General features: G+C 70.8%; 29 protein-coding genes and 2 pseudogenes. 20 read left to right on the plus strand and 11 right to left on the minus strand.

Features of this window, described 5'->3' with window-relative positions; all coding sequences use genetic code 11:
* Positions 1-168: 168 nt before the first annotated feature.
* Entirely contained in the window at positions 169-1,188 is a 1,020-nt protein-coding gene (locus ACYQ77_RS10045; RefSeq protein WP_459709666.1) for a LacI family DNA-binding transcriptional regulator, read from the minus strand.
* A 128-nt stretch (positions 1,189-1,316) separates the two neighbouring features.
* Between ACYQ77_RS10045 and ACYQ77_RS10050 the strand changes: the two genes are divergently transcribed.
* The 5 genes and pseudogenes from ACYQ77_RS10050 to ACYQ77_RS10070 form a co-directional block, all read left to right on the plus strand.
* The gene (locus ACYQ77_RS10050) at positions 1,317-2,606 is read left to right on the plus strand and encodes an ABC transporter substrate-binding protein (protein ID WP_459709668.1); all 1,290 of its coding nucleotides are present in this window, start codon (positions 1,317-1,319) and stop codon (positions 2,604-2,606) included.
* Positions 2,606-3,601 carry a carbohydrate ABC transporter permease gene (locus ACYQ77_RS10055; RefSeq protein ID WP_459709670.1) on the plus strand — a complete coding sequence of 332 codons (996 nt, stop codon included), beginning with the start codon at positions 2,606-2,608 and terminating at the stop codon, positions 3,599-3,601. The genes ACYQ77_RS10050 and ACYQ77_RS10055 overlap by 1 nt, the downstream gene beginning before the upstream one ends.
* Complete coding sequence (locus ACYQ77_RS10060; RefSeq protein ID WP_459709672.1) at positions 3,598-4,461, plus strand: carbohydrate ABC transporter permease; 864 nt, start codon at positions 3,598-3,600, stop codon at positions 4,459-4,461. The genes ACYQ77_RS10055 and ACYQ77_RS10060 overlap by 4 nt, the downstream gene beginning before the upstream one ends.
* 2 nt (positions 4,462-4,463) lie before the next feature.
* A complete protein-coding gene (locus ACYQ77_RS10065; protein ID WP_459709674.1) occupies positions 4,464-5,834 on the plus strand; it encodes a GH1 family beta-glucosidase in 1,371 nt (456 codons plus the stop codon).
* 137 nt (positions 5,835-5,971) lie between these two features.
* Positions 5,972-6,118: pseudogene (locus tag ACYQ77_RS10070) on the plus strand (IS481 family transposase); the annotation flags it as partial.
* 256 nt (positions 6,119-6,374) lie between these two features.
* On the opposite strand, the gene ACYQ77_RS10075 reads toward ACYQ77_RS10070, so the two are convergent.
* The 3 genes from ACYQ77_RS10075 to ACYQ77_RS10085 form a co-directional block, all read right to left on the minus strand.
* On the minus strand, positions 6,375-6,800 hold the full coding sequence (locus ACYQ77_RS10075; RefSeq protein ID WP_459709675.1) for a Fur family transcriptional regulator: 426 nt from the start codon (positions 6,798-6,800) through the stop codon (positions 6,375-6,377).
* Positions 6,797-7,141, minus strand: a complete 345-nt coding sequence (locus ACYQ77_RS10080) for an ArsR/SmtB family transcription factor (RefSeq protein ID WP_459709781.1) — start codon at positions 7,139-7,141, stop codon at positions 6,797-6,799. The genes ACYQ77_RS10075 and ACYQ77_RS10080 overlap by 4 nt, the downstream gene beginning before the upstream one ends.
* A 102-nt stretch (positions 7,142-7,243) precedes the next feature.
* Positions 7,244-7,588, minus strand: coding sequence for a DUF6703 family protein (locus tag ACYQ77_RS10085; protein ID WP_459709783.1), 345 nt, complete (start codon positions 7,586-7,588; stop codon positions 7,244-7,246).
* A 108-nt stretch (positions 7,589-7,696) separates the two neighbouring features.
* On the opposite strand from ACYQ77_RS10085, the gene ACYQ77_RS10090 reads away from it, so the two are divergent.
* From ACYQ77_RS10090 to ACYQ77_RS10120, 7 genes and pseudogenes are all read left to right on the plus strand, one after another.
* Complete coding sequence (locus ACYQ77_RS10090) at positions 7,697-9,082, plus strand: glycine--tRNA ligase (protein WP_459709677.1); 1,386 nt, start codon at positions 7,697-7,699, stop codon at positions 9,080-9,082.
* Between the two features lie 209 nt (positions 9,083-9,291).
* Positions 9,292-10,176, plus strand: a complete 885-nt coding sequence (locus tag ACYQ77_RS10095; protein WP_459709785.1) for an ABC transporter ATP-binding protein — start codon at positions 9,292-9,294, stop codon at positions 10,174-10,176.
* Positions 10,173-10,901, plus strand: a complete 729-nt coding sequence (locus ACYQ77_RS10100) for an ABC transporter permease (RefSeq protein ID WP_459709679.1) — start codon at positions 10,173-10,175, stop codon at positions 10,899-10,901. The genes ACYQ77_RS10095 and ACYQ77_RS10100 overlap by 4 nt, the downstream gene beginning before the upstream one ends.
* Before the next feature lie 28 nt (positions 10,902-10,929).
* Entirely contained in the window at positions 10,930-12,072 is a 1,143-nt protein-coding gene (locus ACYQ77_RS10105; RefSeq protein WP_459709681.1) for a sensor histidine kinase, read from the plus strand.
* Positions 12,069-12,674, plus strand: coding sequence for a response regulator (locus ACYQ77_RS10110; protein WP_459709683.1), 606 nt, complete (start codon positions 12,069-12,071; stop codon positions 12,672-12,674). The genes ACYQ77_RS10105 and ACYQ77_RS10110 overlap by 4 nt, the downstream gene beginning before the upstream one ends.
* Before the next feature lie 542 nt (positions 12,675-13,216).
* Positions 13,217-13,339: pseudogene (locus tag ACYQ77_RS10115) on the plus strand (IS5-like element IS4811 family transposase); the annotation flags it as partial.
* A gap of 203 nt (positions 13,340-13,542) precedes the next feature.
* On the plus strand, positions 13,543-13,839 hold the full coding sequence (locus tag ACYQ77_RS10120; RefSeq protein ID WP_459709685.1) for a hypothetical protein: 297 nt from the start codon (positions 13,543-13,545) through the stop codon (positions 13,837-13,839).
* Here the strand turns inward: ACYQ77_RS10120 and ACYQ77_RS10125 are convergent, their stop codons facing one another.
* The 5 genes from ACYQ77_RS10125 to ACYQ77_RS10145 form a co-directional block, all read right to left on the minus strand.
* On the minus strand, positions 13,840-13,968 hold the full coding sequence (locus ACYQ77_RS10125; RefSeq protein WP_459709787.1) for a transposase: 129 nt from the start codon (positions 13,966-13,968) through the stop codon (positions 13,840-13,842).
* Positions 13,913-14,350, minus strand: a complete 438-nt coding sequence (locus ACYQ77_RS10130; protein WP_459709687.1) for a GNAT family N-acetyltransferase — start codon at positions 14,348-14,350, stop codon at positions 13,913-13,915. The genes ACYQ77_RS10125 and ACYQ77_RS10130 overlap by 56 nt, the downstream gene beginning before the upstream one ends.
* Positions 14,257-14,490, minus strand: a complete 234-nt coding sequence (locus ACYQ77_RS10135) for a GNAT family N-acetyltransferase (protein WP_459709688.1) — start codon at positions 14,488-14,490, stop codon at positions 14,257-14,259. The genes ACYQ77_RS10130 and ACYQ77_RS10135 overlap by 94 nt, the downstream gene beginning before the upstream one ends.
* Before the next feature lie 73 nt (positions 14,491-14,563).
* Entirely contained in the window at positions 14,564-14,710 is a 147-nt protein-coding gene (locus tag ACYQ77_RS10140) for a hypothetical protein (RefSeq protein ID WP_459709690.1), read from the minus strand.
* Complete coding sequence (locus ACYQ77_RS10145) at positions 14,703-15,656, minus strand: hypothetical protein (protein WP_459709691.1); 954 nt, start codon at positions 15,654-15,656, stop codon at positions 14,703-14,705. Before ACYQ77_RS10145 ends, ACYQ77_RS10140 begins: the two co-directional genes overlap by 8 nt.
* Before the next feature lie 163 nt (positions 15,657-15,819).
* Between ACYQ77_RS10145 and ACYQ77_RS10150 the strand changes: the two genes are divergently transcribed.
* The 5 genes from ACYQ77_RS10150 (at position 15,820) to ACYQ77_RS10170 (ending at position 19,841) form a co-directional block, all read left to right on the plus strand.
* Positions 15,820-16,488, plus strand: coding sequence for a YdcF family protein (locus ACYQ77_RS10150; RefSeq protein WP_459709693.1), 669 nt, complete (start codon positions 15,820-15,822; stop codon positions 16,486-16,488).
* 9 nt (positions 16,489-16,497) lie between these two features.
* Positions 16,498-17,769 (plus strand): deoxyguanosinetriphosphate triphosphohydrolase, encoded by a 1,272-nt coding sequence (locus ACYQ77_RS10155; protein ID WP_459709695.1) that lies wholly within the window; start codon positions 16,498-16,500, stop codon positions 17,767-17,769.
* A gap of 18 nt (positions 17,770-17,787) precedes the next feature.
* Entirely contained in the window at positions 17,788-18,039 is a 252-nt protein-coding gene (locus tag ACYQ77_RS10160) for a hypothetical protein (protein WP_459709696.1), read from the plus strand.
* Positions 18,040-18,048: 9 nt separating this feature from the next.
* Complete coding sequence (locus ACYQ77_RS10165; RefSeq protein ID WP_459709698.1) at positions 18,049-19,155, plus strand: serpin family protein; 1,107 nt, start codon at positions 18,049-18,051, stop codon at positions 19,153-19,155.
* A 110-nt stretch (positions 19,156-19,265) separates the two neighbouring features.
* A complete protein-coding gene (locus tag ACYQ77_RS10170; RefSeq protein WP_459709699.1) occupies positions 19,266-19,841 on the plus strand; it encodes a carboxymuconolactone decarboxylase family protein in 576 nt (191 codons plus the stop codon).
* A 7-nt stretch (positions 19,842-19,848) separates the two neighbouring features.
* On the opposite strand, the gene ACYQ77_RS10175 is transcribed toward ACYQ77_RS10170, so the two are convergent.
* Positions 19,849-20,778 (minus strand): sigma-70 family RNA polymerase sigma factor, encoded by a 930-nt coding sequence (locus ACYQ77_RS10175; protein ID WP_459709700.1) that lies wholly within the window; start codon positions 20,776-20,778, stop codon positions 19,849-19,851.
* 44 nt (positions 20,779-20,822) lie between these two features.
* Here ACYQ77_RS10175 and dnaG point away from each other — a divergent pair, with 44 nt between their 5' ends.
* From dnaG to ACYQ77_RS10190, 3 genes are read left to right on the plus strand one after another with little or no spacing between them, the layout of a single operon-like run.
* Positions 20,823-22,724 (plus strand): DNA primase, encoded by a 1,902-nt coding sequence (gene dnaG / locus ACYQ77_RS10180; RefSeq protein ID WP_459709702.1) that lies wholly within the window; start codon positions 20,823-20,825, stop codon positions 22,722-22,724.
* Positions 22,721-23,254: a hypothetical protein gene (locus ACYQ77_RS10185; protein WP_459709704.1), complete on the plus strand. Its 534-nt coding sequence runs from the start codon at positions 22,721-22,723 to the stop codon at positions 23,252-23,254. Before dnaG ends, ACYQ77_RS10185 begins: the two co-directional genes overlap by 4 nt.
* A 33-nt stretch (positions 23,255-23,287) precedes the next feature.
* The gene (locus ACYQ77_RS10190; RefSeq protein ID WP_459709705.1) at positions 23,288-24,052 is read left to right on the plus strand and encodes a trans-aconitate 2-methyltransferase; all 765 of its coding nucleotides are present in this window, start codon (positions 23,288-23,290) and stop codon (positions 24,050-24,052) included.
* Positions 24,053-24,059: 7 nt separating this feature from the next.
* On the opposite strand, the gene ACYQ77_RS10195 is transcribed toward ACYQ77_RS10190, so the two are convergent.
* Positions 24,060-25,757, minus strand: a complete 1,698-nt coding sequence (locus ACYQ77_RS10195; RefSeq protein ID WP_459709789.1) for a serine/threonine-protein kinase — start codon at positions 25,755-25,757, stop codon at positions 24,060-24,062.
* Positions 25,758-25,854: the final 97 nt, after the last annotated feature.

Below are 25,854 nucleotides of genomic sequence, written 5' to 3' on the forward strand. Positions count from 1 at the left end.
GCAACGCGTCCGTGGCGCGCGCGACCAGCTCCTCCGCCCATCGCGCGCGCGCGTTGCCCAAACCCCACCCGATCCCGGGGGCCACCCGCCTTGCCAGTCTACCAGTGGGTACCGACAAATCCAGGCGTCGTCGGCGAACTGTGGACAACCGCCTCGGCTGTGGACAACTCAGGCCGAGTCGCGGATCGCCAGCGTGACCGGCAGGACCGTGGTCTCCGGGCGGATGTTCTCCCCGGTCAGCAGGGACAGCAGTTTCTTCACCATCTCGCGGATCTGCTGCCGCGGGTCCTGGTGGATCGACGTCAGCGGCGGCTCCATCGCGGGCGCCAGCGTCGGGTGGTCGTCGAAGCCGATGACCGCCACGTCCTTGGGCACGGTGCGGCCCGCCGCGCGCAGCGCCTTCATCGCGCCCGCGGCCATCAGGTCGCTCGCCGCGAACACGGCGTCCAGGTCCGGGCAGCGCGCCAGCAGCTTCGCCGTCGCCGCCTCGCCGCTCGCCATCGTGAAGTCGCCCTGTTCCGACAGGTCCGTCGGGTCCAGGCCGGCCGCCTCCAGCGCCTTCCGCCACCCCGCCATGCGGTCCGCGGCCGCGGGGTGGTCGAGCATGCCCGTGACCGTGCCGATGCGGCGGCGGCCGGAGTTGTAGAGGTGCTCCACCGCGAGGCGGGCGCCGCCCTCGTTGTCGAAGTCGACCGCGTGCGCGCCGCGGCGGCCGGTGCCGGGCCGGCCGCCGTAGACCACCGGGATCCGCGCCAGGCGCAGGGCGGTCGGCAGCGGGTCGCCCTTGTGCGGTGCGAACACGAGCGCACCGTCCGCGTGGCCCCCCTCGAGGAACTTGATCGTCCTCGGCACGTCGTCGCGGGTGTCGACGAACATCAGCAGCATCTGCACGCCGGCGTCCGACAGTTCGCGGAACGCGCCGTGCATCACCGACGCGAAGTACGGGTCGTCCAGCACGTTCGCCTCGGGCTCGGACAGGACCACCGCCACCGCGCCGGTCCGCCGCGTCACGAGCGACCTGGCCGCCTGGTTGGGGGAGTAGCCGAGTTCGCGCGCCGCACCCAGCACTTTCTCCTTCGCGCGGGTGCTCACGTACGCGTCGTCGTTCAGCGCGCGTGACGCGGTCGAGCGGGAGACGCCCGCGTACGCGGCAACGTCCTCCAGCGTCGGGCGCTCGTCCATCGGCATGACGGAAGTGTAACGGATTCTGGGAGCGCTCCCGGAAGGTCCTTGACACTTCGCCGTAACCAGGACCACACTCGGTACTCCCCAACTGGGAGCGCTCCCAGAATTCTGGACGCAAAGGGACAACAGACGTGCGAAGCAACCAACGACGGGTGTTCGCCGGCGCGATCGCCCTTGCCGCCGCGGTGGGCCTGACCGCGTGTGGCGACTCCGGCGCCGACTCCGGATCTGGTTCGGGGCAGATCGAGCTGAGTATCGGCACGTTCACGGAGTTCGGGTACGAGGACCTCATCAAGGAGTACGAGGACCTCCACCCGAACATCAAGATCACCCACCACAAGACCGGCCAGGGCGGGCCGTACCACCAGCAGCTGCTGACCAAGCTCGCCGCCAACTCCGGCCTCGAGGACGTGGTCGCGATCGAGGAGGGCCACCTCCCCGACGTGCTCGACAAGCCGCACCTGTTCAACAACCTGGCCGAGATCGGCCCGAAGGACGTCAAGCCGGAGCGGTGGCTCGACTGGAAGTACCAGGCGGGCACGGCGAAGGACGGCACCTGGATCGGCTACGGCACCGACATCGGCCCGCTCGCCATGTGCTACCGCAAGGACCTCCTGGAGGCGGCCAAGCTGCCGTCCGACGAGGCCTCGGTGAAGGCGATGTTCGAGTCCTGGGACTCGTACTTCGAGGCGGGCGACAAGTACGTCAAGGCCACCGGCAAGGCGTGGTTCGACTCGGCGTCGCAGATCTTCAACGCGATGCAGAACCAGCTCGACGAGGGCTACCTGACGAAGGACGACAAGCTCGCCATCGAGTCCAACTCCGACATCAAGGACAACTGGGACCAGGTGACCGCCGCGGTCGAGGGCAAGCAGAGCGCCAAGCTCGTCGCCTTCAGCCCCGAGTGGAACAACGGGTTCAAGCAGGGCGCCTTCGCCACGAAGACCTGCCCGTCGTGGATGCTCGGTGTGGTCAAGGAGCAGGCAGGCCCGGAGAACGCGGGCAAGTGGGCGGTCACCGACGCGTTCCCCAACGGTGGCGGCAACTGGGGCGGTTCGTACCTCGCGGTGCCCAAGCAGTCCAAGCACCCCAAGGAGGCCGCGGAGCTGGCCGCGTGGCTGACCGCGCCGGAGCAGCAGATCAAGGCGTTCGAGAAGACCGGCAACTTCCCCAGCCAGGTCGAGGCGCTCGACTCGCCGGAGCTGCTCGGCAGCACCAACGACTACTTCGGTGACGTGAAGGTCGGCCAGCTGTTCGCGACCATGGCGAAGAAGGTCGGCAAGGCCCAGTACAAGGGCCCCGGTGACGGCAAGATCCAGGAGAACGCCACGAGCCCGGCGCTGCAGGCGGTCGAAGCCGGCAAGTCGCCGGAGGAGGGCTGGAAGCAGGCGGTCGACGCCGCGAAGAAGATCGTCAAGTGATGACCACGGTAACCGGGCGGGCGTCTCACCAGGGGGTGGCGCCCGCCCCACCGCGGCCACCGGACAAGCTCACCTGGCGGCAACGACTGTCCAACATGGACGTCAAGTGGTCGCCCTACATCTACATCGCGCCGTTCTTCATCGTGTTCGGCGTGGTGGGGCTCTTCCCGCTGCTGTACACGTCCTACCTGTCGCTGTTCGACCGTGACCTGCTCGACCTCGAGGGCACGTTCATCGGACTCGGCAACTACACGGAACTGCTGGCCGACAGCCAGTTCTGGAACGCCCTCGTCAACACCCTCAGCATCTTCGTGCTCTCCACCGGTCCGCAGATCGTGGTCGCGGTGGCGCTCGCGGCACTGTTGAACACCCGTCTGCGTGCCCCGACCGGGTGGCGCGTCGGGGTTCTGTTGCCGTACGTGGTCAGCCTCGTCGCCGTCGGGATCATCTTCGCGAACCTGTTCGGGCCCAACTACGGGCTCGTCAACAGCGTTCTGGAGCTGCTCGGCTTCGAGCGGGTCGACTGGCAGAGCAACCGGTTCTTCTCCCACCTCGCCATCGCCACCATGGTGAACTGGCGCTGGACCGGCTACAACGCGCTCATCGTGCTCGCCGCGATGAAGGCGATCCCGAAGGAGATCCACGAGGCGGCGCTGATCGACGGCGCGTCGGCGGTGCGGCGGTTCTTCTCCGTCACGCTGCCGCTGTTGCGGCCCACGCTGATCTTCGTGGTGGTCACGTCGACCATCGGCGGGCTGCAGATCTTCACCGAGCCCAAGCTGTTCGACGCGATGCCGGGCTCCAACAACGGTGGCTCGTCCAACCAGTTCCAGACGATCACCTTGTACATGTACCAAACCGGCTTCGAGACCCAGCGGCTCGGCTACGCGTCCGCGGTCGCGTGGGTGCTGTTCCTGCTGATCATCGTCATCGCGGTCGTGAACTTCCTGCTGACCAGGCGCCTGGCGTCGACCGGAGCGGAGGACGACCGATGACCGCGATCTCCATGCGCACCATCCGGCGCAGGGCGCAGACCGGCGACAAGCGTGCCTCGTTCTGGGTGTACGGGCTGCTGATCGCGTTCCTGCTCGGGTCGGTGTTCCCGTTCTTCTGGTCGTTCCTGGTGGCGTCGCGGGACAGCTCCATGCTGACCGAGCGGGTGCCGCCGCTGCTGCCCGGCGGGAACTTCCTGTCGAACGTGTCGCGCGTGTTCGACTCCGTGCCGTTCTGGAAGGCGCTCGGCAACAGCATCATCGTGTCCGGCACCGTCACGCTGACCACGGTGCTGTTCTCGACGCTGGCCGGTTTCGCGTTCGCCAAGCTGCGGTTCCGCGGCCGCAACGGGCTGTTCCTCTTCGTCGTCGCCACGCTGGCGGTGCCGACGCAGCTCGGCATCATCCCGCTGTACATGGCGATGGCGGAGTTCGGCTGGGCGGGCGAGCTGCAGGCGGTGATCGTGCCGAACCTGGTGACCGCCATCGGGGTGTTCTGGATGCGCCAGTACACCGCGCAGGTGGTGCCGTACGAGCTCATCGAGGCCGCGCGCGTCGACGGCTGCTCGATGATCCGCGTGTACTGGCACGTGTGCCTGCCCGCGGTGCGGCCGGCGGCGGCGTTCCTCGGCATGTTCACGTTCATGACGTCGTGGAACGACTTCCTCTGGCCGCTGGTGGTGCTCAACGCCGAGAACCCCACCGTGCAGATCGCCTTGGAGCGCCTGCAGAGCGGTTATTACATCGATTACTCCCTGGTGCTGGCCGGCGCGACGCTGGCCACCATTCCGATTCTGATCGTGTTCGTCGTGCTCGGCCGCCAGATCGTGGCCGGGATCATGTCGGGCGCTGTGAAGGGGTGACCATGTCAGTACTGCCGGAACAGTCGGAGTCCACCGCACTCCGCTTCCCGACCGGTTTCGTGTGGGGTGCGGCCACCGCGTCGTTCCAGGTCGAGGGCTCGACGACGGCGGACGGCCGCGTGGAGTCCATCTGGGACGAGTTCTGCCGTCGCCCCGGCGCCGTGCACAACGGCGACACCGGGGAGCCGGGCGCCGACCACTACCGCCGCTACGCCGAGGACATCGCCATGATGCGGTCGCTCGGCCTCGGCGCGTACCGGTTCTCGGTGGCGTGGCCGCGGCTGGCCGACCTCGGGTTCTACGACCGGCTCGTGGACTGCCTGCTGGAGAACGGGATCTCCCCGTGGGCGACGCTCTACCACTGGGACCTGCCGCAGTCGCTGGAGGAGAAGGGCGGGTGGACCAACCGCGACACGGCGTACCGGTTCGCGGAGTACGCCGCGGCGGTCGTCGGCAAGCTCGGCGACCGGGTCGCGGGGTGGCTCACGCTGAACGAGCCGTGGTGCTCGGCGTTCGCCGGCTACGCGAGCGGCAGGCACGCCCCGGGCGTGACGTCGGGTGACGCGGCCATCGCCGCCGTGCACCACCTGCTGCTCGGGCACGGCCTGGCCATGCGGGAGATCCGTGCCGCCGCGCCGGACACCCCGGCGGGCATCACGCTGAACCTGTTCCCCGTGCATCCGGCGACGGACGCGCCCGCGGACGTGGACGCCGCCCGGCGCATCGACGGCCTGCAGAACCGGATCTTCACCGAGCCCGTGTTCCGGGGCGCGTACCCGGCCGACATGCTGGCCGACCTCGCCCCGTACGGCCTGCCGGGCCTGATCCAGGACGGCGACCTCGAGGTCATCAGCGCGCCGATCGACCTGCTGGGCGTGAACTACTACCGCGCGTACCTGGTCGCCGCCGGCGGTGAGCCGGACGGTCCGTCGGAGTGGGTGGGCGCCGAGGACGTGCGGTTCCTGACGTCCGGCCACCCCAGGACGGAGATGGACTGGGAGGTCCAGCCGGAGGGGCTGACCGAGCTGCTCGTGTCGCTCAACGAGCAGAGCCCGGGCCTGCCGATGTACATCACGGAGAACGGCGCCGCCTACCCCGACACCCTGACCCCGGACGGCGCGGTGCGCGACGCGGACCGGATCGCCTTCCTGGACGGCCACCTGCGCGCCGCCCACGCGGCGATCGAGCAGGGGGTCGACCTGCGGGGGTACTTCTGCTGGTCGCTGCTGGACAACCTCGAGTGGGCAGCCGGCTACGCCAAGCGGTTCGGGTTGGTGCACGTGGACTTCGAGACGCAGAAGCGGACGCTGAAGGACAGCGCGCGCTGGTACTCGAACGTGATCGCACGGAACGGGTTGCCCGCGGACGGCTGACAGGGGGACCGGCCTCCGGCCCCCGGTAGCCAGCCTCTCACGGACCACCGACAGCGAGGGCGCACGAAGCGGCGGTTGTACACAGGCCAACCGCCGCTTCCGTGCGTCCGGGGCACTTGTCCACGGGCGACGGAACCGACACCGCGGTCACCGCGACGGGCGTGCTCACACGAGCGGTCACATGGTTCGCCGAGCACGACGTCACCGTCGAACGCGTGCTCTCCGACAACGGCTCCTGCTACCGCTCCCACACCTGGCGGAACACCTGCACCGACCTGGGCATGGGAGTCATGCCCGCGCGGTGAGGGTTTGTGCCGCGGACAGGCAGGTCACCGGCTCCGGGGTTGCGTTGTCGTGAGCGGCGTGCGAGCCGATCGGCTTGTCGTTCGCCCGCGGGGGCGGATCCGTGCGGGTGTTCGCCGTTCGGGGTCGCGTTGTTGTGGGCGGTGCCGGAACCGGTCGCTCGGGTGGTGGCGATGACACCGGCGGAGGCTGCTGTGGGCGCGCCCGGGCCGGTGTGCTCGCCGTTCGATCGTGTCGTCAGCTGTTGCACGCGGCGCATGCCGCGCACGTGCCGAAGACCTCGACCGTGTGGCTGACCTCCGAGAAGCCGTTCTCCGCCGCGACCTTTTCCGCCCACTTCTCCACCGCGGGGCCCTCGACCTCGACCGTGCGGCCGCAGGCTCGGCAGACCAGGTGGTGATGGTGGTGGCGCGAGCAGCGGCGGTACACGGCCTCGCCGCTGTCGATGCGGAGTACGTCGATCTCGCCTGCGTCCGCGAGGGACTGCAGCGTTCGGTACACCGTCGTCAGGCCGATGCCCTCGCCCCTGGTGCGGAGCTCCTCGTGCAGGTCCTGTGCCGAGCGGAACTCGTCCAGCTGCTCCAGCAGGCTGGCCACCGCCGCGCGCTGCTTCGTCGCGCGCCGCCCCGGGACAGTCGGGGGGCGGCCTTCGCCGTTCGTCACTTGGCAGCCCCTTCCTCCACGTGCGCCACCGCGTCAACGACGATGTGCGACAGGTGTTCGTCGACCAGACGGTAGACCACCTCGCGGCCGTGGCGTTCGCCGTTGACCACGCCGGCCGATTTCAGCACGCGCAGGTGCTGGCTGATCAGGGGCTGCGCCACCCCCAACGTCTCCACCAGCTCGTGGACGCAGCGGTCGTGCGCGCGCAGTTCGAGCACGATCGCGATGCGGACCGGCGCCGCCAGCGCGCGGAGCAGGTCACCGGCCGCGGACAACGTGTGGACCGGCCGGTGCTCGGCGCGGGTGGCCGTCGGCCGGTCTGCCGAGTGCGGGACGGCCAGATCCGGTGACGAGGCGGCATCCGAGGTCACGGGAACATCGTCCTCTCGGTCGGTTGCTGAAACGGATATTGGTTACCGTGTTCAACATCCTATGCCGCCGGGCTATTTCGTCAGCAGCACCGACACCGCGACGGCGACCAGAACAGCCAGGATGAACACCCGCCCCACCCGCTCACCCGGCGACAGTGCTCGCCACGTCACGGCCAGCAACACCGCGATCGCCGCCGCCAGCACGCCCAGGACCAGTGCGCCCACCCCGCCGCCGACCACCACGCCGACCACGAACACGGCCGCGACCAGCAGGAACGCCACGAACGGGGGCATCCGGGACAGCGGGCCGTCGCCTTCGACCAGCTTCGCTTTCGTCGAGCGCCTCTCGCGCACGCGTCCTCCTAATGGCGGTATCCGGCTACCGTCGGCAACCGCGATGCGAGGTTTCGACGGCAGGAAATCACTCGTTCGGGGCGGCCCGCTGCCGAGTAACCTTTACCGGCCGCGCCCCCGTCAACAGCCATTGAACGCCATGGCCGAGAGCGCGCGACAGTTGGAGTGCACATGCCCGCCGATCGCATCGACACCGTCGTCAGCCTGTGCAAGCGCAGAGGCTTCGTCTACCCGTGCGGGGAGATCTACGGTGGTACCCGCTCAGCGTGGGACTACGGCCCGCTCGGTGTCGAGCTGAAGGACAACATCAAGCGCGAGTGGTGGCGCACGATGGTGCAGCGCCGCGAGGACGTCGTCGGCATCGACTCGTCGGTGATCCTGCCCAAGCAGGTCTGGGAGGCGTCCGGGCACGTCTCCGCGTTCCACGACCCGCTGGTCGAGTGCACCGAATGTCACAAGCGGTTCCGCGCCGACCAGCTCGCCGAGGACTACTCGGCCCGCAGCGGCACCACCGTCACCGAGGCCGACCTCTCCGAGGTGCCGTGCCCCTACTGCGGTGTCCGCGGCCACTACACGGAGCCGCGCGAGTTCAACATGATGCTCAAGACCCACCTGGGGCCGGTCGAGACCGACGAGGGTCTGCACTACCTGCGCCCGGAGACCGCGCAGGGCATCTTCGTGAACTTCCTGAACGTGCTCACCACGTCGCGGCGCAAGCCGCCGTTCGGCATCGGGCAGATCGGCAAGTCGTTCCGCAACGAGATCACGCCCGGCAACTTCATCTTCCGGACCCGCGAGTTCGAGCAGATGGAGATGGAGTTCTTCGTCGAGCCCGGCAGCGACGAGGAATGGCACCAGTACTGGATCGACGAGCGCATGCGCTGGTACACCGACCTCGGCATCAAGCCCGACAACCTGCGCCTGTACGAGCACCCGGCCGACAAGCTGTCGCACTACTCCAAGCGCACCGTCGACATCGAGTACCGGTTCCAGTTCGGCGGCCAGGAGTGGGGTGAGCTGGAGGGCATCGCCAACCGCACCGACTTCGACCTCACCACGCACTCCAACCACTCCGGGGTCGACCTGTCCTACTTCGACCAGGCCACCAACTCCCGCTACAAGCCGTTCGTCATCGAACCGGCCGCGGGTGTCGGCCGCCCGTTGATGGCGTTCCTGCTCGACGCGTACCGCGAGGACGAGGCACCCAACGCCAAGGGCGGCGTCGACAAGCGTGCCGTGCTGAGCCTCGACCGCAGGCTCGCGCCGGTGAAGGTCGCGGTGCTGCCGCTGTCGCGCAACCCCGACCTCACCCCGAAGGCCCGCGACCTCGCCGCGGCCCTGCGCCAGTTCTGGAACGTCGACTTCGACGACGCGGGCGCGATCGGCCGCCGGTACCGCCGCCAGGACGAGATCGGCACCCCGTTCTGCGTCACCGTCGACTTCGACTCGCTGCAGGACCAGGCCGTGACCGTCCGGGAGCGCGACTCGATGGCCCAGGAACGGGTGTCGCTCGACAAGCTGCAGGGCTACCTCGCGGGCCAGCTGCTCGGCTGCTGACCTCGGGACGTCGGCGAGACGCTCGCGTGCGGAGCGGGCCGCAACAACGAGCGGTCCGCGCACCCGAGGAGGTCGCACCCTGACGTTTGTCATGGGCAGGTGGTGACGCTCGGCCTGCGTGTGCGCGGTCCGCGCGCAGCATCGTGGTCGGCGTGAACACGACACAGATCTCCCAGGACGGCAGCAGGACCGCGGCGGGGGCCGCCGTCATGCTCGCCGGTCTGCGCAAGACCTACGGGGACGTCCGCGCCGTCGACGGGCTCGACCTGGTGATCGCGCCGGGTGAGGTGGTCGCCCTGCTCGGCCCGAACGGCGCGGGCAAGTCGACCACCGTCGACATGATGCTCGGCCTGACCAGGCCCGACGCGGGCAACGTCACCATCTTCGGCTCCCGGCCCGCCGACGCCGTCGCGGCGGGCGCGATCGGCGCCATGCTGCAGGGCGGCGCCCTGCTCGACGACGCGACCGTCGGCGAGACCGTCGGCATGGTCGCCTCGTTGCACCGCAAGCCGATGCCGGTCCCCGAGGCGCTGGACCGCAGCGGCATCGCCGACCTCGCCAACCGCCGCTGCAACAAGCTCTCCGGTGGGCAGAAGCAGCGCGTGCGGTTCGCCGTCGCCCTCGTGAGCGACCCGGACCTGCTGGTGCTCGACGAGCCCACCGCGGCCATGGACGTCCAGAGCCGCCGGGACTTCTGGAAGTCCATGCACGGCTTCACGAACACCGGCCGCACCGTCCTCTTCGCCACCCACTACCTCGAGGAGGCGGAGAACTACGCCGACCGCGTCGTCCTCATGCGCGCCGGGCGGATCGTGGCCGACGGCTCGGTCGCCGAGGTGACCTCGCTCGTGTCCGGCCGCGTCATCCGCGCCGCCGTGCCGGGCGCCACCGAGGAGGCGCTCGCCGTGCTGCCCGCGGTGACCGAGGTCGAGGTGCGGGCCACCACCGTCGCGATCTCGTCCAGCGACTCCGACGCGACGCTGCGGGCGCTGCTCACCACGTTCCCGCAGGCGCACGACATCGAGGTGACCGCCATGGGCCTCGAAGGCGCCTTCCTCTCCCTCACCAGCGAAACCGGGGGTGACCGGTCATGAGCTTCGGCTACCTCGCCGTCGAGGTGCGACGCGTGCTGCGGAGCACCCGGTTCCTGATCTTCTCCGTGGTGTTCCCGGTCCTGTTGTTCCTCCTCTACGTAGGGATCTTCGCCAACGGCGACACCGCCGCCATCGGGGTGCTGATGGTCAACATGACCGCGTTCGGCGCACTGTCCGCGACCCTGTTCGCGGGCGGCCGCCTCGCGGTGGAGCGAGCCGCCGGGTGGCAGCGGCAGCTGCGGCTCACCCCGTTGTCGGGCTCGGGCTACCTCGCCGCCAAGGGCGTCACCGCGATGCTGCTCGCCCTGCCCGCCGTCGTGCTCGTGCCGCTGATCGGCGCCGTCGCGGAGGGCGTGTCGCTCGACGTCGTCGGCTGGGTGCGCGTCACCGTCGGCATCTGGCTCGCCGTCATCCCGTTCGCGTTGATCGGTCTGCTCATCGGCCAGCTCGGCACACCGGACAGCATCCAGCCGATCATGAGCCTCACGATGATGGTCATGAGCCTGCTCGGCGGCATCTTCATCCCCATCGACTCGATGCCGGGCTGGCTGCTCGACGTGGCGCAGATCCTCCCTTCGTACTGGCTCGGCCAGATCGGCCGCGGCGCGGTGACCACCGACCTGTCCGTGGACCTCGGCAAGGCGGTGCTGGTGCTCGCCGTGTGGACGGCGGCGGTCGGCATCGGTGTGGTCCGCCGGTACCGCCGCGACAGCGCGCGGGTGTGACGGTCCGGGTCGTCGTACCGTGAGCGTCGTGGCGGAGCAGCGGAAACGGGACGGGTGGACCTGGCCCCAGGAGCGGGTCGGGCCACCCACCCGCGCGGGGCGCATCGCGGGGACGGTGCTGCCCGTGATGTTCCTCGGCTACCTGGTCACGCCGCTCGACCAGGTCTTCGGTGCACCGCACTCGGGGGTGGTGCGGTTCACCGTGGTCGCGGTGGTGGTGCTGTACGCGGGTGTCTACCTCGGGATCGCCGTGCCGACGACCTGGGCGCCGAAGTGGGTCCGGGTCGCCGCCATCGCGGTGATGTCCGCGTGCGGCATCACCCTCGCCGTCCTTCTGGGGCCCGACGACCTCGTCTACATGACGTACGCGATCTCGGCGGCGCTCATCCAGACACCGCCGGTGGCCGGCCTGATCCTCGGGCTCGCCGTCACCACGACGCTGCTCGTCGGCACCGGGATCGTCGACGGCTCGCCCGACCTGAACTCGGCGTCGATCCTCGTGGTGCTCACCATCGCGTTGTTCGGCACGCGGCAGGTCATCCTGTCCAACGCGGAACTGCGGGCCGCCCGCGACGAGATCGCGACGCTCGCCGTCGCCGAGGAACGCGCCCGCATGGCCCGCGACCTCCACGACGTCCTCGGCCACAGCCTCACCACGATCACCGTGAAGGCCGGTCTCGCCAGGCGGATCCTCGAGAGCTCCGGCGACGGCGACAGAGCGATCGCCGAACTGCGCGACGTCGAGCAGCTGTCCCGGACCGCCATGGCCGAGGTGCGGTCGACGGTGTCCGGGCACCGCAAGGCGTCGCTGGCCGCGGAGCTCGTGGGCGCGCGGGTGGCCCTGCAAGCGGCGGAGATCACGGCAGACCTCCCGCACGCGGTCGACAATGTGCCTGCCGAACTGCAGGAGCCGTTCGCGTACGTACTTCGGGAAGGGGTCACGAACGTGATCAGGCACTCCGGGGCGGGGCGCTGCGAGGTGCGCCTCGGCCGGTCGTGGATCGAGATCCGGGACGACGGGTCGGGTGCTCACGGCGACGGCACCTCCGGGCACGGGCTCGCGGGCCTGCGCGAACGGCTCGCCGCCGTGGGCGGTGAGCTGGCGGCCGGCCCCGCGCCGGACGGCGGGTTCGTGGTGCGCGCCAGCGTGCCGGCGGCGGTGACCGCGTGATCAAGGTGCTGCTGGCCGACGACCAGGCGCTGGTGCGCGGCGCGCTCGCCGCGATGCTCGGGCTGGAGCCGGACATCGAGGTGGTCGCACAGGTGAGCTCCGGCGACGACGTGGTGCGGGCGGCCCGCGAGTCGGCGCCCGACGTGGCGCTGCTGGACGTGCAGATGCCGGGCAAGGACGGGATCACCGCGGCGGCCGAGCTGCATCGGGAACTGCCTTCCTGTCGGATCGTGGTGTGCACGACGTTCGGCAGGCCCGGATATCTCAGCCGGGCCATGGCGGCGGGTGCTGTGGGGTTCGTGGTGAAGGACGCGCCGCCGGAACAACTCGTCGACGCGGTGCGGCGAGTCCACTCCGGACTCCGGGTCGTGGACCCCGCGCTGGCGGCGGAGTCGTTGGCCACCGGGCAGAGCCCGTTGACCGACCGCGAACGGGACGTGCTCCGCGTGGCCAGCTCCGGCGGCACGATCGCCGACGTGGCACGCACGCTGTCGCTGTCCCAGGGGACCGTGCGCAACCACCTGTCGGCCGCGATCGGGAAGACCGGCGCGCGCACCCGTGCGGAAGCGGCAAAGGTCGCCGAGGACCGCGGCTGGCTCTGAGAGGTCGCAACAGAACGATCTTGGCTGGTTCATGCTTCAGCAGTGGTGAGATGCGGCCGCGGATCGTGGAAGACGGGTTGTGGGAGTGCACCGTTGTTGCCGGTGGCGGAGCGGCGGTTTCGGTATCCGGGGCGGAAGCGGTTGGATGACCGCAAGGCGTTGTGTGGGATGCCCACCGAGTTCCGGGGCGAACCAGATCGGCCGCATCCACACCGCGCGGGTCGACTCCAGCACCGCCCGAAACGGCTCTACGCCGAACGCGCCTACGACCACATCCACCACGGCTTTCTCGCCCTAATCTGCTGGTGAGGCCTCAACAATCCTTCTGATATCACCTCCAAGAGGGCATCTGATCTTGGTTCGTGGCGGTGTGCCCGGTTTGGGCGGCCGTTGTTTGGCTTGATCAAATTGGAGGGTGTTCGACGTGCGTATCGCAGTGCCTTGTCCGATGCTCGGTGGTCGTTGATCGAGCCGATGTTGACCGCGTGGCGAGTGGCTCGGCGCGGACCGCGGCACGGTGCCGCGTCGCGTGACGGAAGGACCGAACGGCGACCGTGACCGCGGCGATCATCGGCTCGCAGAGTGTGAAGTCCCTCCTGCGATGTCGGCGAGACAGCCGAGGGATCGACACGGGCAAGAAGATCAACGGCCGGAAAAGGCACATCGGCTGGTGGCCAGTAGCGGACTGCGAGTTTGGTCGAACCTGTGGCCACGACCCGGGTGCGTTTGAGTCGGATGTTTCCGCACTCGACTGCGTGGCGCTGCCGGTAGGTGGCGGGGTTGAACGCGGGTGTCGCCCGCCGGTCCGGCTGCGGTTGCGTGGGTGCTGGATCTCGTCGGCGGGCGGGGGGCGTGCAGGTGGTGCCGCGTGCTCGGAGAGATGGGCGCGATTGGCGCGGGAACTGTGTGTCTTGTCGGCCAGCAGATGGCCTTGCTCGGTGGGCAGATGCAGTTTGGTGGTCCAGCCACTCCGCGACCGGCCGAACGCGTGATCGGCCGGTTCGGGTTCGCCAACACCGTCCGGTGGCTGTTTCTGTCGTTCGCTGTGGCTGCGGGCGCCAGCGGCGGGCTGATGCGCTCGGTTGATCGTGGAATTCACACTTACCTCCCTCGTGATGAGTCCGGCGGCGTCGGTCCGGGTTTGCAGGGCCGCCAGGATCACTGATCACGCATCGGCCCGTTGCCAGCGCCGGAACAGGCCATGGATGGTCTGCCCGCAGCCGTAGGCCGGTGGGACATCACGCCAGGGCGAGCTGACACGGACTCGGCAGCGGATGCCGTCGAGAAGTTGCAGGCGGCCATGCCAGATCAGACGTCCTCCAAGGGTTTCCGGCGGGTCGGTCGCGGACGTGCACGTGCCCGGGTAACGGCCATGGTGGTGTCGCGGGCAGCGTTTCCCGCAGTGGGAAACCGGCTTTCTCGGCGACTCGGCAGGACGCCTCGTTGCCCACCTGGTGGCGGATCTCCAATGTGGAGGCTCCCTCGCCGCGTGCCCAGGTCGCCAGCGCCCGGACCGCACGGGACGCGACGTCACGACCGCGTGCGTGCGCCGCTGTCCAGTAGCCGATCTCGCGTCCGCGCTTCAGCACCACGCAGCCGGCGAGCCCGTCGTCGTCGAGGACGGCGAAGCTGTGCCGGGTGTTCGCGGCCCAGCCCTTCTGCTGCGACACCACCACTTGGTCGCCTCCTCGGGGGTGGTGACCGGACGGGTGAGCCAGCGGCGCATCGCGGGATCGCGGTGGATCTCCACGAGCGCGGCCGCGTCGCCGTCGTGCCACGGCCGGAGGACGAGGTCCGCTGTCGTGAGCGTCGTCATCGGGGTGCCATCCGGTGAGGCGGCGCGGAAGGCGGGGTCGTTGCCGGGTATTCGCGGTCGGGGACTGTCGTGGTCATGGTTTCTCCTCTGCCGGGTCGGGAAGCGGCCGCTCCTCGTCGGTCGCGTTCGTGTCGGATGGTTCGTGCGCGGGCTTGCGCAGGAGCGCGAGCAGGCGGGCGGCGGCTGCCGCGTTCGTCAGGATCTCCGGGTTGTCAGACATGGACCCTCACGTCCGGGCGGGGGCGGGCCGCGGCGCGGTCGTAGGCGGCGCGCAGCAGTTCGATCACGGTGTCCGGCTCGTTGCGCAGTTGTGCCGGTGGGGTGTGCAGCACCAGCACGCCGCACGCCGTCAGCCGGGCCGCTCTCCGCAGCGCCGCCTTCGCGTCGGCGGGGGAGAGGTCGAACGCGTACGAGTCGACCTCCCACGCCAGCCCTACCTCGTCCCACCACGCGTCGGCCGTCGCCACGTGTGAGCCGGTGGCCGACGTGATCGGGACGCGCCATGCCGGTGCGGGCAGGTCGACCCGTTGGACGAGCCGCTTCGCCAGGCCCTGCGCCATCGAGCGGACCTTGTCGTCGATCTCGGCCAGCATGCGGCGCGGGAGCGCCGTGCCGCGGCTGCCTGCGCGGTCCAACTCGTCGCGCAGCGTCGCCGGCGTGATCCGGCCCTGCGAGATCGACTCCGTGAGCAGCGCGCGGACGTGCTCGGCCGCCTTGGCCCTGCGGCACGTGTCGATCGTCGCTCTCGGCAGCGGCGCCACCGGGAAGCCGGCCAGATGCAGTGGGTCCGGGAGCTGGTGGGTGCGTTCGAAGTAGACGCCGTCCACCAGCCTGGGTTGTCGATGCGGTGGCACGAGCAGGTGGACCGGACCGTCGAGTCGTGCGGCCGTCATGCCGTGCAGCGCCAGCGCGTCCACCCCGGTCAGCACGGCGTCCCTGCCCGCGACCGTCAGGGCGGCCTGTATGCGCTGCGCCCGCTTCGGTGGCTGGTTCGTGAGCAGCACGAGCCCCGATTCCAGTCGTTGCCACGGGCCACCCGCCCGGCACCGGTCGCGGATCACGCGGGTGGTGAGGCCCAGCGCGATCAGTTCCGTGGCCGGTGCCACGAGGTGGTCGAAGACGCGGGGGATCGCGTCGAGGTCCAAGGTCGCTCGGTTGTCGTTCACGCCGCCCAGCAAACCCGACCGCCGCGTCCTCCGCGCCCCACCAAGATCGACATGTGGACAACTCCATCGGCTGTGGACAACTCGCCCGAAGCAACCCTCGCCACCCCGAAATCGTCTGTCCTCGCGGGTAGCATCCACAGCTTTACGCGCAGTGTCTGGAAGGATGGCCGGAGTGAGTCACGACGAGCCGAGACCCGTGCGCCGGTTCCTCCGGCGCCTCCTCCTCGGCGTGCTACTCGTCGGCTTCCTGGTGGTCGGCGGCACGAGCTTCCGGGTCTGGCAGGTCGCCCGCGGTGACGACCGGGAGAGCGCCGACGTGGTGCTCGTCCTCGGCGCCGCTCAGTACGCGGGCACCCCGTCGAAGGTCCTCGAGGCCAGGCTGCGGCACGCCAAGAACCTCTACGACGAGGGCGTCGCGCCCTACATCGTCACCACCGGCGGCAACCAGCCCGGCGACACCTACACGGAGGCCTCGGCGGGCGTCCGCTGGCTGACCCGGCACGGCGTGCCGGCGGACCACATCATCCCCATCGGCAAGGGCAACGACACCCTGGGCAGCATCGAGGCGGCCGCCGACGAGATCCACAAGCGGGGCTGGCGGTCCGTCGTGATCGTGAGCGACCCGTGGCACTCGCTGCGCGCCAGGACCATGGCCGCCGACGCCGGTCTCGACGCACGGACCTCGCCGACGCACAGCGGTCCGATCGTCCAGACCAGGCAGACGCAGATCCGCTACATCCTGTACGAGACCGCCGCGCTGCTGTACTACCGCGCGACCAAGGCGCCCGCCGACAACATCGGCGTGCCGGGAAATGTCGGGGCCGACAAGTAGCCTCCCCGCATGACCACGGGGTATGCCGAGCACGACAGCGCGCGCAGGTACGCGGAGCAGGACAAGTCCGCGTTGTTGCCCGACTCGCTGCCGTCGCTGCGCAGCCCCTTCTCCCGGGACCGCGCCCGCGTGCTCCACTCCGCCGCGCTGCGCCGCCTGGCGGGGAAGACGCAGGTCGTGGGGCCGGGCGAGGGCTCCGAGGTCAGCGGTGTGCCGCGCACCCGGCTCACCCACTCGCTGGAGGTCGCGCAGATCGGCCGCGGCATCGCGGAGGAACTGGGCTGCGACCCCGACCTCGTGGAGATGGCGGGACTCGCGCACGACATCGGCCACCCGCCGTTCGGGCACAACGGCGAGCGCGCCCTCAACGGGGTCGCGGAGGCGTGCGGCGGGTTCGAGGGCAACGCCCAGACGCTGCGGATCCTGACCCGTCTCGAGCCCAAGATCGCCGACCACGGGCTCAACCTGACCCGCGCGTCCCTCGACGCCGCGACGAAGTACCCGTGGCCGCGCACCGACGGCACCGCGAAGTTCGGCGTGTACCCCGACGACCGGCCCGTGTTCGACTGGCTGCGCGAGGGCGCCCCGGCGGGCCGGTGCTGCCTGGAGGCGCAGGTCATGGACTGGGCGGACGACGTCGCCTACTCGGTCCACGACGTGGAGGACGGTGTCCGCGCGGGCCGCATCTCCATCCCGGCGCTGAGCGACCGGGGCGAGCGGGCCGTGGTCGCGGAGCTGGCCGCGAAGTACTTCAGCGCGGAGCCGGTGTCGGCGCTGGAGGACGCGGCACGCGACCTGCTCGGGATCCCGGTCGTCGCCGACCTGACCGCGGCCGGGTACGACGGCTCGCTCGGCGCGCAGGTCGCGTTGAAGCGGCTGACCAGCGAACTCGTGGGCCGGTTCGTGTCCGCCGCGGTGACCGCCACCCGCGCGGCCCACGGCGACGGCGGGCTGACCAGGTACGCCGCCGACCTCGTCGTGCCGCCGAGGGTCGCGGCGGAGGTGGCGCTGCTGAAGGCGGTGGCGCTGCGGTACGTGATGAGCGACCCGCAGCGGCTCGCGCTCCAGAGCCGGCAGCGGGAGCTGGTCGCCGAGCTGGTGGCGGAGCTGACCCACCGCGGCGCGGACGCGCTGGAAGCCGCGTTCGTGCCCGCCTGGCGGCACGCGGGTGGCGACGCGGAACGGCTGCGGGTCGTGATCGACCAGGTGGCGTCGCTGACCGACGCGCAGGCGGTCAGCTGGCACCGCGCGCTCGTCGGGAAGCGGACAGCGCCGGAGTGACGTGGCACACTCGAAAACATGGCTGAGAAGACGAAGCGCCCAGGAGGCGGAAAGGGCCGCCGCGGCGTGTTCCGGCGACCGAAGCGCGAAGCGGTCCCGGCGCACGGCACCCGGGACTTCGATCCCGGCCCGGGGGACGACGGCGACGCGGGTTCGGCCGGGGTGCGGGAGCCGAGGCACCCGAAGCCGCTGGGGCCGCTCGCGGACGCCGGTGAGCTACCGGTGCCGCAGCCGCCGGCGATGGTCGCCCTGCCCGACCCGCGACGGTAAGGGGAACCGGTGACGCATCTCGCGTTCACACTGACCCTGCACCGCGCCACCGCGCCGGACCTGACCGCCAACGCGTGCTGGTCACCGTTCTCGGTGGCGAGCGCGCTCGGGCTGGTCGCGCAGGGCGCCCGCGGGCTGACCCGTGACGAGCTGGCCGTGCTGCTGCTGGGCGAGAAGTCGGGTGACCTGACCGAACTGGGTGCGCTGCTGACGCGCGCCGGTGTGCTGGCGGAGGCCAGGGACAACGAGGACGAGCCGGTCATCGCCGTCGCGAACACGTTGTGGGCGGACGAGTCCATCGACGTGTACGCCTCCTACGTGGACGAGCTGGGGCGCTGGTCGAGCGGCATGGTGCGGGAGGCCCCGTTCCGGGAGAACCCGCTCGGCGCCCGGGACATGATCAACGTGGACGTCGCGAAGACGACCCGGGACCTCATCCCCGAGCTGCTGCCACCGGACGCGATCCGCGACGACACCGTGTCCGCGCTGGTCAACGCGTTGTACCTGAAGTGCGCGTGGAAGCACCGGTTCGCCGAGGGCGCCACCGTGCCGCGACCGTTCCACACGCCCGCCGGCGCCAAGGACGTGCCGACCATGGAGCTGACCGAGCGGGTCGGCTACGCGGCGACGGACGGGTGGCAGGTCGTGAGCCTGCCCGCGGTCGGCGGCGTCGACGCGGTCGTCCTGCTGCCCGACGCCGACCTGGCGGCGGCGGAACCGGAGCTGGACGCGGACCTGCTGGGCCGCCTGCTCGCCGCGCCGCGGCCGGAGCAGGTGCACCTGACGCTGCCGAAGATCGACGTGAAGATGCAGGCCGAGCTCACGCCACCGCTCAACCAGGTCGGCGTGCGGACGGTCTTCACCAGGGACGCGGACCTCAGTGGCATCACCGCGAGCGAGCTGGCCGTGCAGGCCGTGCTGCACGAGGCGGTGCTGAAGCTCGACGAGCAGGGTCTCGAGGGCGCGGCCGCGACCGCGGTGATGATGCGGCTCATGTCGTTGCCGATGGGGCAGCCGGTCGAGGTGCGCGTGGACCGGCCGTTCCTGCTGGTGGTGCGGCACCGGGAGACCGGTGTCGTGTACTTCCTCGCCAGGGTGGTGGATCCCGAGGAGTGATCCCCTGTTCGCCGTGGTGCGCGAAGGGACCGGGTGCCGTGCTTTCCGGCGCCGGCCCTGTCACACCCGGGAGCCCGGCCTCGTCCCCAGCGTGAGACGAGGAGGAGATCATGCCGAGAATCCCAGGGGTGGCGACGAAGGACGCGAGCCCGCTGATCCGGGTGGGCTACTGGATCGCGCGGCGGCGGTACAAGGTCGTGCCGGAGCCGTTCTCCGTGCTCGCCCGGCACCGGAAGCTGTTCATGACCGCGGCGCGGCACGAGATGGCCGCCGAGAAAGCCAGCCGGACGCTACCCGCCAACGTGCGGGAGCTGGCCGTGTACCGGGTCGCCCAGCAGCTCGGCTGCTCGTGGTGCGTCGACTTCGGCACCATGCTGCAGAAGCACGAGGGCTTGGACGTCGACCGGCTCAAGCACATCGACGACTACCGCACCTCGCCGACCTACACGCGGCAGGAGCGGCTGGCCGTCGCCTACGCGGACGCGATGACCTCGACCCCGGTCAGCGTCACCGACGAGCAGGTGGCCGAGCTGCGGGAGGAGTTCGGCGACGAGGGCGTGGTCGAGCTGACCTACCAGATCGGCCTGGAGAACCAGCGGGCGCGGATGTACAGCTCGCTCGGCATCCGCGACCAGGGCTTCAGCTCGGGGGACGCGTGCCGCCTCCCGACGGCCGACCTCTCCTGACCGGCGTTCACGCCAGCCGCAGGTGCGTGAGCTTGTCCGGGTTCACCACGTCGTAGATCTGGCTGACCTGCCCGTCGCGGACGTCGAACGTGATCACCCTGCGGTCGAGTTTCCGCAGGTCGCCCTCGGCGGGCAGGTCCGGGATCGCCATCCCGATCGCGCCGTTGACCAGCACGAGCTGACCGCGGGTGATGCGTTGCGGGCCGTACATCTCGACGAGCCCCGCCAGGAACCGGGTGATCTTGTCGGCGCCGACCATGCGGCGGCGGCTGGTGCGGGCCTTGCCGTTGCTGTCGCCGATGAGCACGGCGTCCGGGTGCAGCAACTCGACGACCCCGCTCAGGTTGCCGGACAGGATCGCGCCGAGCAGCTTCTCGACGATCTCGCGCTGGGCGCCCAGGTCGGTGGGGTCCGGCTTCTCCGCCTCGGCCGCGGCGCGCCTGCCACGCGACGCGTGCTGGCGGGCGGTGGCCTCGGTGACGCCGAGCATCTCCGCGATCTCCGAGAACGGCACGGAGAACGCGTCGTGCAGCACGAACGCGACGCGCTGCTCCGGCGTGAGGTTGTCGAGCACCACCAGCGCGGCCATCCGCACCTCTTCGTCGCGCACGACCGTCTCAAGTGGATCGTCGCCCGGTGCCGCGCCGTAGGGGGTGACGATCGGTTCCGGCAGCCACGGGCCCACGTACTTCTCGCGTTGCACGGCGGCCGAGCGCAGCCGGTCCAGGCAGATGCGCCCCACGACGGTGGTGAGCCAGCCGCGCAGGTCCCGGATCTCGGCACGACGGGACTCGTCGAGCCCCGACAACCGCAGCCACGCCTCCTGGACCGCGTCCTCCGCGTCGGAGATCGTGCTGGTCAGCCGGTACGTGACGCCGATGAGGTGCGCGCGGTGGGCCGAGAACTCCTTGGCCAGAACCTCGTCGCTGACGGTCACACCCGCGATCCTACTGTCGGTGCGGACGCCTAGACTCGGACAACGTGGCAGGACGGATCCGGGAAAGCGACATCGCCGCGGTCCGAGACCGCAATCGAATCGACGACATCGTCGGCGAGTACGTGTCGCTGCGCCGAGCCGGCGGCGGCGCGCTGAAGGGCCTGTGCCCGTTCCACGACGAGAAGACGCCGTCGTTCAACGTGCGGCCCACCCACGGCACCTTCCACTGCTTCGGCTGCGGTGAGGGCGGCGACGTCATCGCCTTCCTCATGAAGATCGACCACCTGAGCTTCGTCGAGGCGGTCGAGCGGCTCGCCGAACGCAGTGGCATCCAGCTGACCTACGAAGGCGGCGCACCGAGCCGCCAGCGCGACAAGGGCACCCGGTCCAGGCTCGTCGACGCGCACCGCGCGGCCGCCGAGTTCTACGCCGAGCAGCTCACCACCCCGGAGGCGGTCAAGGCCCGCGAGTTCCTCGCCGAGCGGGGGTTCGACCAGGCCGCGGCCGTGCAGTTCGGCTGCGGGTACGCCCCGGCGGGCTGGGACAAGCTCACCAAGCACCTCCTCGGCCGCGGGTTCGACCTGCAGGAGCTGATCAAGGGCGGGCTGTCCCGCGAGGGCAGGCAGGGGCCGATCGACCGGTTCCACCGGCGCCTGCTGTGGCCGATCAAGGACCTCGGCGGCGACGTCGTCGGGTTCGGCGCGCGCAGGCTCTACGACGACGACCAGATCCAGGCCAAGTACCTGAACACGGCCGAGAGCCCGATCTACAAGAAGTCGCAGGTGCTGTTCGGGCTCGACCTCGCCAAGCGGGAGATCGCGCGGCGCCACCAGGTCGTGGTGGTCGAGGGCTACACCGACGTGATGGCCATGCACCTCGCAGGCGTGCTCACCGCGGTCGCGTCCTGCGGCACCGCGTTCGGCGCCGAGCACATCACGGTGCTGCGCAGGCTGCTGATGGACGACGACGCGTTCCGCGGCGAGGTGATCTACACCTTCGACGGCGACGAGGCCGGGCAGAAGGCCGCGCTCAAGGCGTTCGACGAGGACCAGAAGTTCGCCGCGCAGACGTTCATCGCGATCGCGCCGGACGGGCAGGACCCGTGCGAGCTGCGGCAGGCCAAGGGCGACGTCGCGGTCCGCGACCTCGTGGCCCGCCGCAGGCCCCTGTTCGAGTTCGCCATCAAGACCGAGCTGGCGTCGCACAACCTCGACAACGCGGAGGGCCGGGTCGAGGCGCTGCGGCGGACCGTGCCGATGGTCGCGCGGATCAAGGAGATGGCGCTGCGGGACGAGTACGCGCGCCAGCTCGCGGGCTGGGTCGGCTGGGAGGACGTGGCGACGGTCGTGCGCCGGGTCCGGGAGACCGCGGGTGGCGCGCAGGCGCCCGTGCGGCGGGCCGCCAGGCCGGTCGACCCCGGGCAGGGCGCGCTTGCGGTCGACGTCGACGGGCCGCCGCGGCCGAACCCGCGTGACCCGCAGCTGCACGTCCAGCGCGAGGTGATCAAGCTGGCGCTGCAGGAACCGGCGTTCGCCGGTCCCATGTACGACGCGCTGCCGCAGGAGGTGTTCACGCACCCCGCCTACGCGGAGCTGCACCGCGCGGTGCTGAAGGCCGGGGGCACGGCGAGCGGGCTCGCGGGCGCGGAGCTGATCGACGCGGTGGTGAAGTGCTGCGAGTCGGGCATCGGCCGCAACCTCGTCACCGAGCTGGCCGTCGAACCCATTCCCACCAGGCAGAACATGATCGAGCGGTACGCCGCCGGCATGCTGGCCGCGCTGCAGCGGCAGCTGCTCGCCGGGCAGATCGCCGACATCAAGTCGCGGCTGCAGCGCCTGTCGCCGATCGAGGAACCGGACGAGGCGCGTGCGTTGTGGGGTGACCTCGTCGCGCTGGAGCAGTACTACAAGGCGCTGGGGGAGCAGGCGGCCGGAGGCATGGCGTGAGTGTGTTGCGCAAGCTGCTCGACAAGGTGATCGGCGACGGCACGCCCCCCGGCTTCACCGGCACGCTCGAGAAGGACGAGAGCGTCGCCGAGACGGCCGAGGTCCGCGGCGGCGGGCACCTGGTGGCGACGTCGCTGGGCCTGTGGGTGCCGACGGGTGACGGCTACCGGCGGATCGGCTGGCACCTGCTCAGCAAGGTGACGTGGGGCGACGGCGTGCTGGTCGTGATCGAGGCCGACGAGACCGGGGAGGCGGGCGACGCGGTTCTGCTCACCGACCGGAAGCCGCAGCGGTACCCGCTGACCAGCCCCGGCAAGCTGCCGCACGCCGTGCACCGGCGCGTGACCGGGTCGATCCGGTCGCGCCACCACCGGGAGCTGCCGGGCGGGGGAGCGTGGTTCGTGCAGCGGAAGGTGCCGGGCCGGGACGGCATCGTGCTGCAGGTCAGGGCCGACCCGGGCACCGATCAGGACGCCGTGCGCGCGGTCGCGGCGGAGGTGGCCCTCAAGATCCGGGAAGCGCTACAGTAACAGTACGTACGTACGGTTTGCTGGAGGCGCGCTGTGTGGGATCCCTCGAAGTACCTCGCGTTCGCCGACCACCGCTCGCGCCCGTTCTTCGACCTGGTCGGCCGGATCTCCGCGGAGGCGCCGCGCCGGGTCGTCGACCTGGGCTGCGGTCCCGGCAACCTGACCGAGACGCTCGCCGGGCGGTGGCCCTCGGCGGCGGTCGAGGCGTCGGACTCGTCACCGGAGATGGTCGCGGCCGCGCGGGAGCGGGGAATCGACGCGACCGTGCTGGACGTGCGGGACTGGCAGCCCGCCCCGGATACCGACGTGGTCGTGTCGAACGCGGTGCTGCAGTGGGTGCCCGGGCACGAGGAACTCCTGACCCGCTGGGTGAAGCGGCTGCCGCACGGGGCGTGGCTGGCGTTCCAGGTACCGGGCAACTTCGGGGCGCCGTCCCACGTGCGGGTGCGTGAGCTGGCCGCGTCGCCGCGGTGGCGGGACCGTCTCGAGTCGGTCGCGCTGCGCGAGGACGACGCGGTGCTCGACCCCGAGGGCTACGCGAGCCTGCTCTCGGACGCCGGTTGCGCCGTCGACGCGTGGGAGACCACCTACCTGCAGCGGCTGACCGGCGACGACCCCGTGCTGGAGTGGGTGACAGGCACGGCGCTGCGGCCGATCAGGACCGCACTGGCCGATGCGGACTGGGCGGAGTTCCGCGCGGAGCTGGCGCCGGTGCTGCGTGCCGAGTACCCGCAGCGGGCGGACGGCACGACGTGGTTCCCGTTCCGGCGCGTGTTCGTGGTGGCGCGGCTGCCCTGACGACGCGCTAGAGGTGGCGCAGGCAGATGGTGTAGTTCAGGTACTCGCCCCAGGCGCCCCTGTCCTCCCAGCCGTGCCAGCCGTCGGTGCCGCAGAAGCTCGGGTCGAACGTGTCGGGGTCGAAGCCGGACACGTAGTGGGTCGCGTTGTCGCAGTCGGCGAACATGGGGTTCGTGTCGTCGCCGGAGCCGACCAGCACGAGGCAGTTGTTCATCCTGGCGAAGGCGCCGTCGTTGCCGTAGCGGAAGGTCATGCACACCCGCGTGGACAGGTCCGGATCGGCGTCCTCCTGGTAGGAGGTGAGGCGGATCCGCACGTCGTCACCGCAGTCGTCGGGGGTGGTCGTGCCGTGGAGGACGGTCACGACCTCGAACACGTAGTCCGCGCACGGGACGACCTCCCACGCGGTGTCCGGGTCCTCGGCCCACGCGCAGTCGCCCGGTTCGGCGTCGTAGACGCTGAGGAGGTCCTCGGTCTCCTCCGTGGTCGGCGTGTACGGCTCCTCTTCCGTGGTGGTCTCGGTGGTCGTCTCCTCCTCGGTCGTGGTGTCCGTGGTGTCGTCGCTGTAGTCGAAGACCGGGGTGTCCTCGGTGGTGTACGCCGACGACGAACCCGTGTCGCTGCCGCTTCCGGCGTCCGGGGCGGGCCACAGCGCCCACACGACGAGGCCGGCGAGGACCACGAACCCGGCCGCTGCGGTCCAGATCGCCGAGGCCGGGGTGGCCGGGCGCGCGACCGGCGCGACGGGCGGCAGGTGCCGGGTGACGGCCACGGTCGCCGGGTCGTGCGGGATGGCGACGGTCTCGTCCTCGGCGGGCGGCGCCAGGAGGGCGGCGACCTCGGTCTGCTGGCGGGTGATCAGGTCCTGCACCGCGGGTGGCCACGGCGTGGTGGCCGGGGTGATCACGAGGTCCGCGAGCAACGCGGCAGGCGTCGGCCGTTCTGCCGGGTCCTTGGCGAGGCACCGCTCGACGACCGCGCGCACCTCCTCGGGCACCGCGCTCAGGTCGGGCTGGGCGTGCACCACGTTGTACAGCGTCTGCGGGGTCGACGGCCCGGCGAAGGGGCCCTTGCCAGTGCACGCGAAGAACAGCACGCAGCCGAGGGAGAAGACGTCGCTCGCCGCGGTCAGCGCACCGCCCTCGGCCTGCTCGGGCGACATGAACCCCGGCGAGCCGATCAGCCAGCCGGTGTGCGTGATCTCGCTGCCGCCTTCGCTGTCGGCGGCACGCGCGATGCCGAAGTCGATCACGCGGGGACCGTCCGCGGACAGCAGCACGTTCGACGGCTTGAGGTCGCGGTGCACCAGCCCCGCGCCGTGCACGTCCACCAGCGCCGCGGCGAGCCCGGCCGCGAGGCGCAGCGCCGCGTCGGCGGGCAGCGGGCCCGCCTGCGCGACCACGTCGGCCAGTGACGGGCCCGGCACGAACACCGACGCCAGCCACGGGGCCGGCGCGTCGGCGTCCGCGTCGACCACCGCCGCGGTGTAGGCGCCGGAGACCTTGCGGGACGCGGACACTTCACGGCGGAACCGCGACCGGAAGTCCTCGTCCTCGACCAGCTGCGCGCGCACCAGCTTGACGGCGACCAGCCGCCCGTCCGGGCCGGTCCCGAGCAGCACCCGGCCCATCCCGCCCCGGCCCAGCTCGGCCAGGATCCGGTACCGCCCGATCTCCCTCGGGTCCGACGCACCCAGCGCTGTGATCACGATTCCTCCGTTGCGGCGAGCTCCGCGGAGGACGTTAGGGACGGCAGATGAGGTTCTTCTGACACGCGACGGCCCCTCGTGCCGGGTGTGGCAC

The sequence above is a fragment of the Actinophytocola sp. KF-1 genome (assembly GCF_054661535.1).

What these genes read in the sequence shown, in the direction of transcription:
- ACYQ77_RS10045 (WP_459709666.1), bottom strand. Translation starts at nt 1,188, where the DNA reads ATGCCGATGGACGAGCGCCCGACGCTGGAGGACGTTGCCGCGTACGCG.
- ACYQ77_RS10055 (WP_459709670.1), top strand. Translation starts at nt 2,606, where the DNA reads ATGACCACGGTAACCGGGCGGGCGTCTCACCAGGGGGTGGCGCCCGCC.
- ACYQ77_RS10060 (WP_459709672.1), top strand. Translation starts at nt 3,598, where the DNA reads ATGACCGCGATCTCCATGCGCACCATCCGGCGCAGGGCGCAGACCGGC.
- ACYQ77_RS10065 (WP_459709674.1), top strand. Translation starts at nt 4,464, where the DNA reads ATGTCAGTACTGCCGGAACAGTCGGAGTCCACCGCACTCCGCTTCCCG.
- ACYQ77_RS10090 (WP_459709677.1), top strand. Translation starts at nt 7,697, where the DNA reads ATGCCCGCCGATCGCATCGACACCGTCGTCAGCCTGTGCAAGCGCAGA.
- ACYQ77_RS10095 (WP_459709785.1), top strand. Translation starts at nt 9,292, where the DNA reads ATGCTCGCCGGTCTGCGCAAGACCTACGGGGACGTCCGCGCCGTCGAC.
- ACYQ77_RS10100 (WP_459709679.1), top strand. Translation starts at nt 10,173, where the DNA reads ATGAGCTTCGGCTACCTCGCCGTCGAGGTGCGACGCGTGCTGCGGAGC.
- ACYQ77_RS10135 (WP_459709688.1), bottom strand. Translation starts at nt 14,490, where the DNA reads ATGACGACGCTCACGACAGCGGACCTCGTCCTCCGGCCGTGGCACGAC.
- ACYQ77_RS10140 (WP_459709690.1), bottom strand. Translation starts at nt 14,710, where the DNA reads ATGTCTGACAACCCGGAGATCCTGACGAACGCGGCAGCCGCCGCCCGC.
- ACYQ77_RS10150 (WP_459709693.1), top strand. Translation starts at nt 15,820, where the DNA reads ATGGCCGGAGTGAGTCACGACGAGCCGAGACCCGTGCGCCGGTTCCTC.
- ACYQ77_RS10155 (WP_459709695.1), top strand. Translation starts at nt 16,498, where the DNA reads ATGACCACGGGGTATGCCGAGCACGACAGCGCGCGCAGGTACGCGGAG.
- ACYQ77_RS10160 (WP_459709696.1), top strand. Translation starts at nt 17,788, where the DNA reads ATGGCTGAGAAGACGAAGCGCCCAGGAGGCGGAAAGGGCCGCCGCGGC.
- ACYQ77_RS10170 (WP_459709699.1), top strand. Translation starts at nt 19,266, where the DNA reads ATGCCGAGAATCCCAGGGGTGGCGACGAAGGACGCGAGCCCGCTGATC.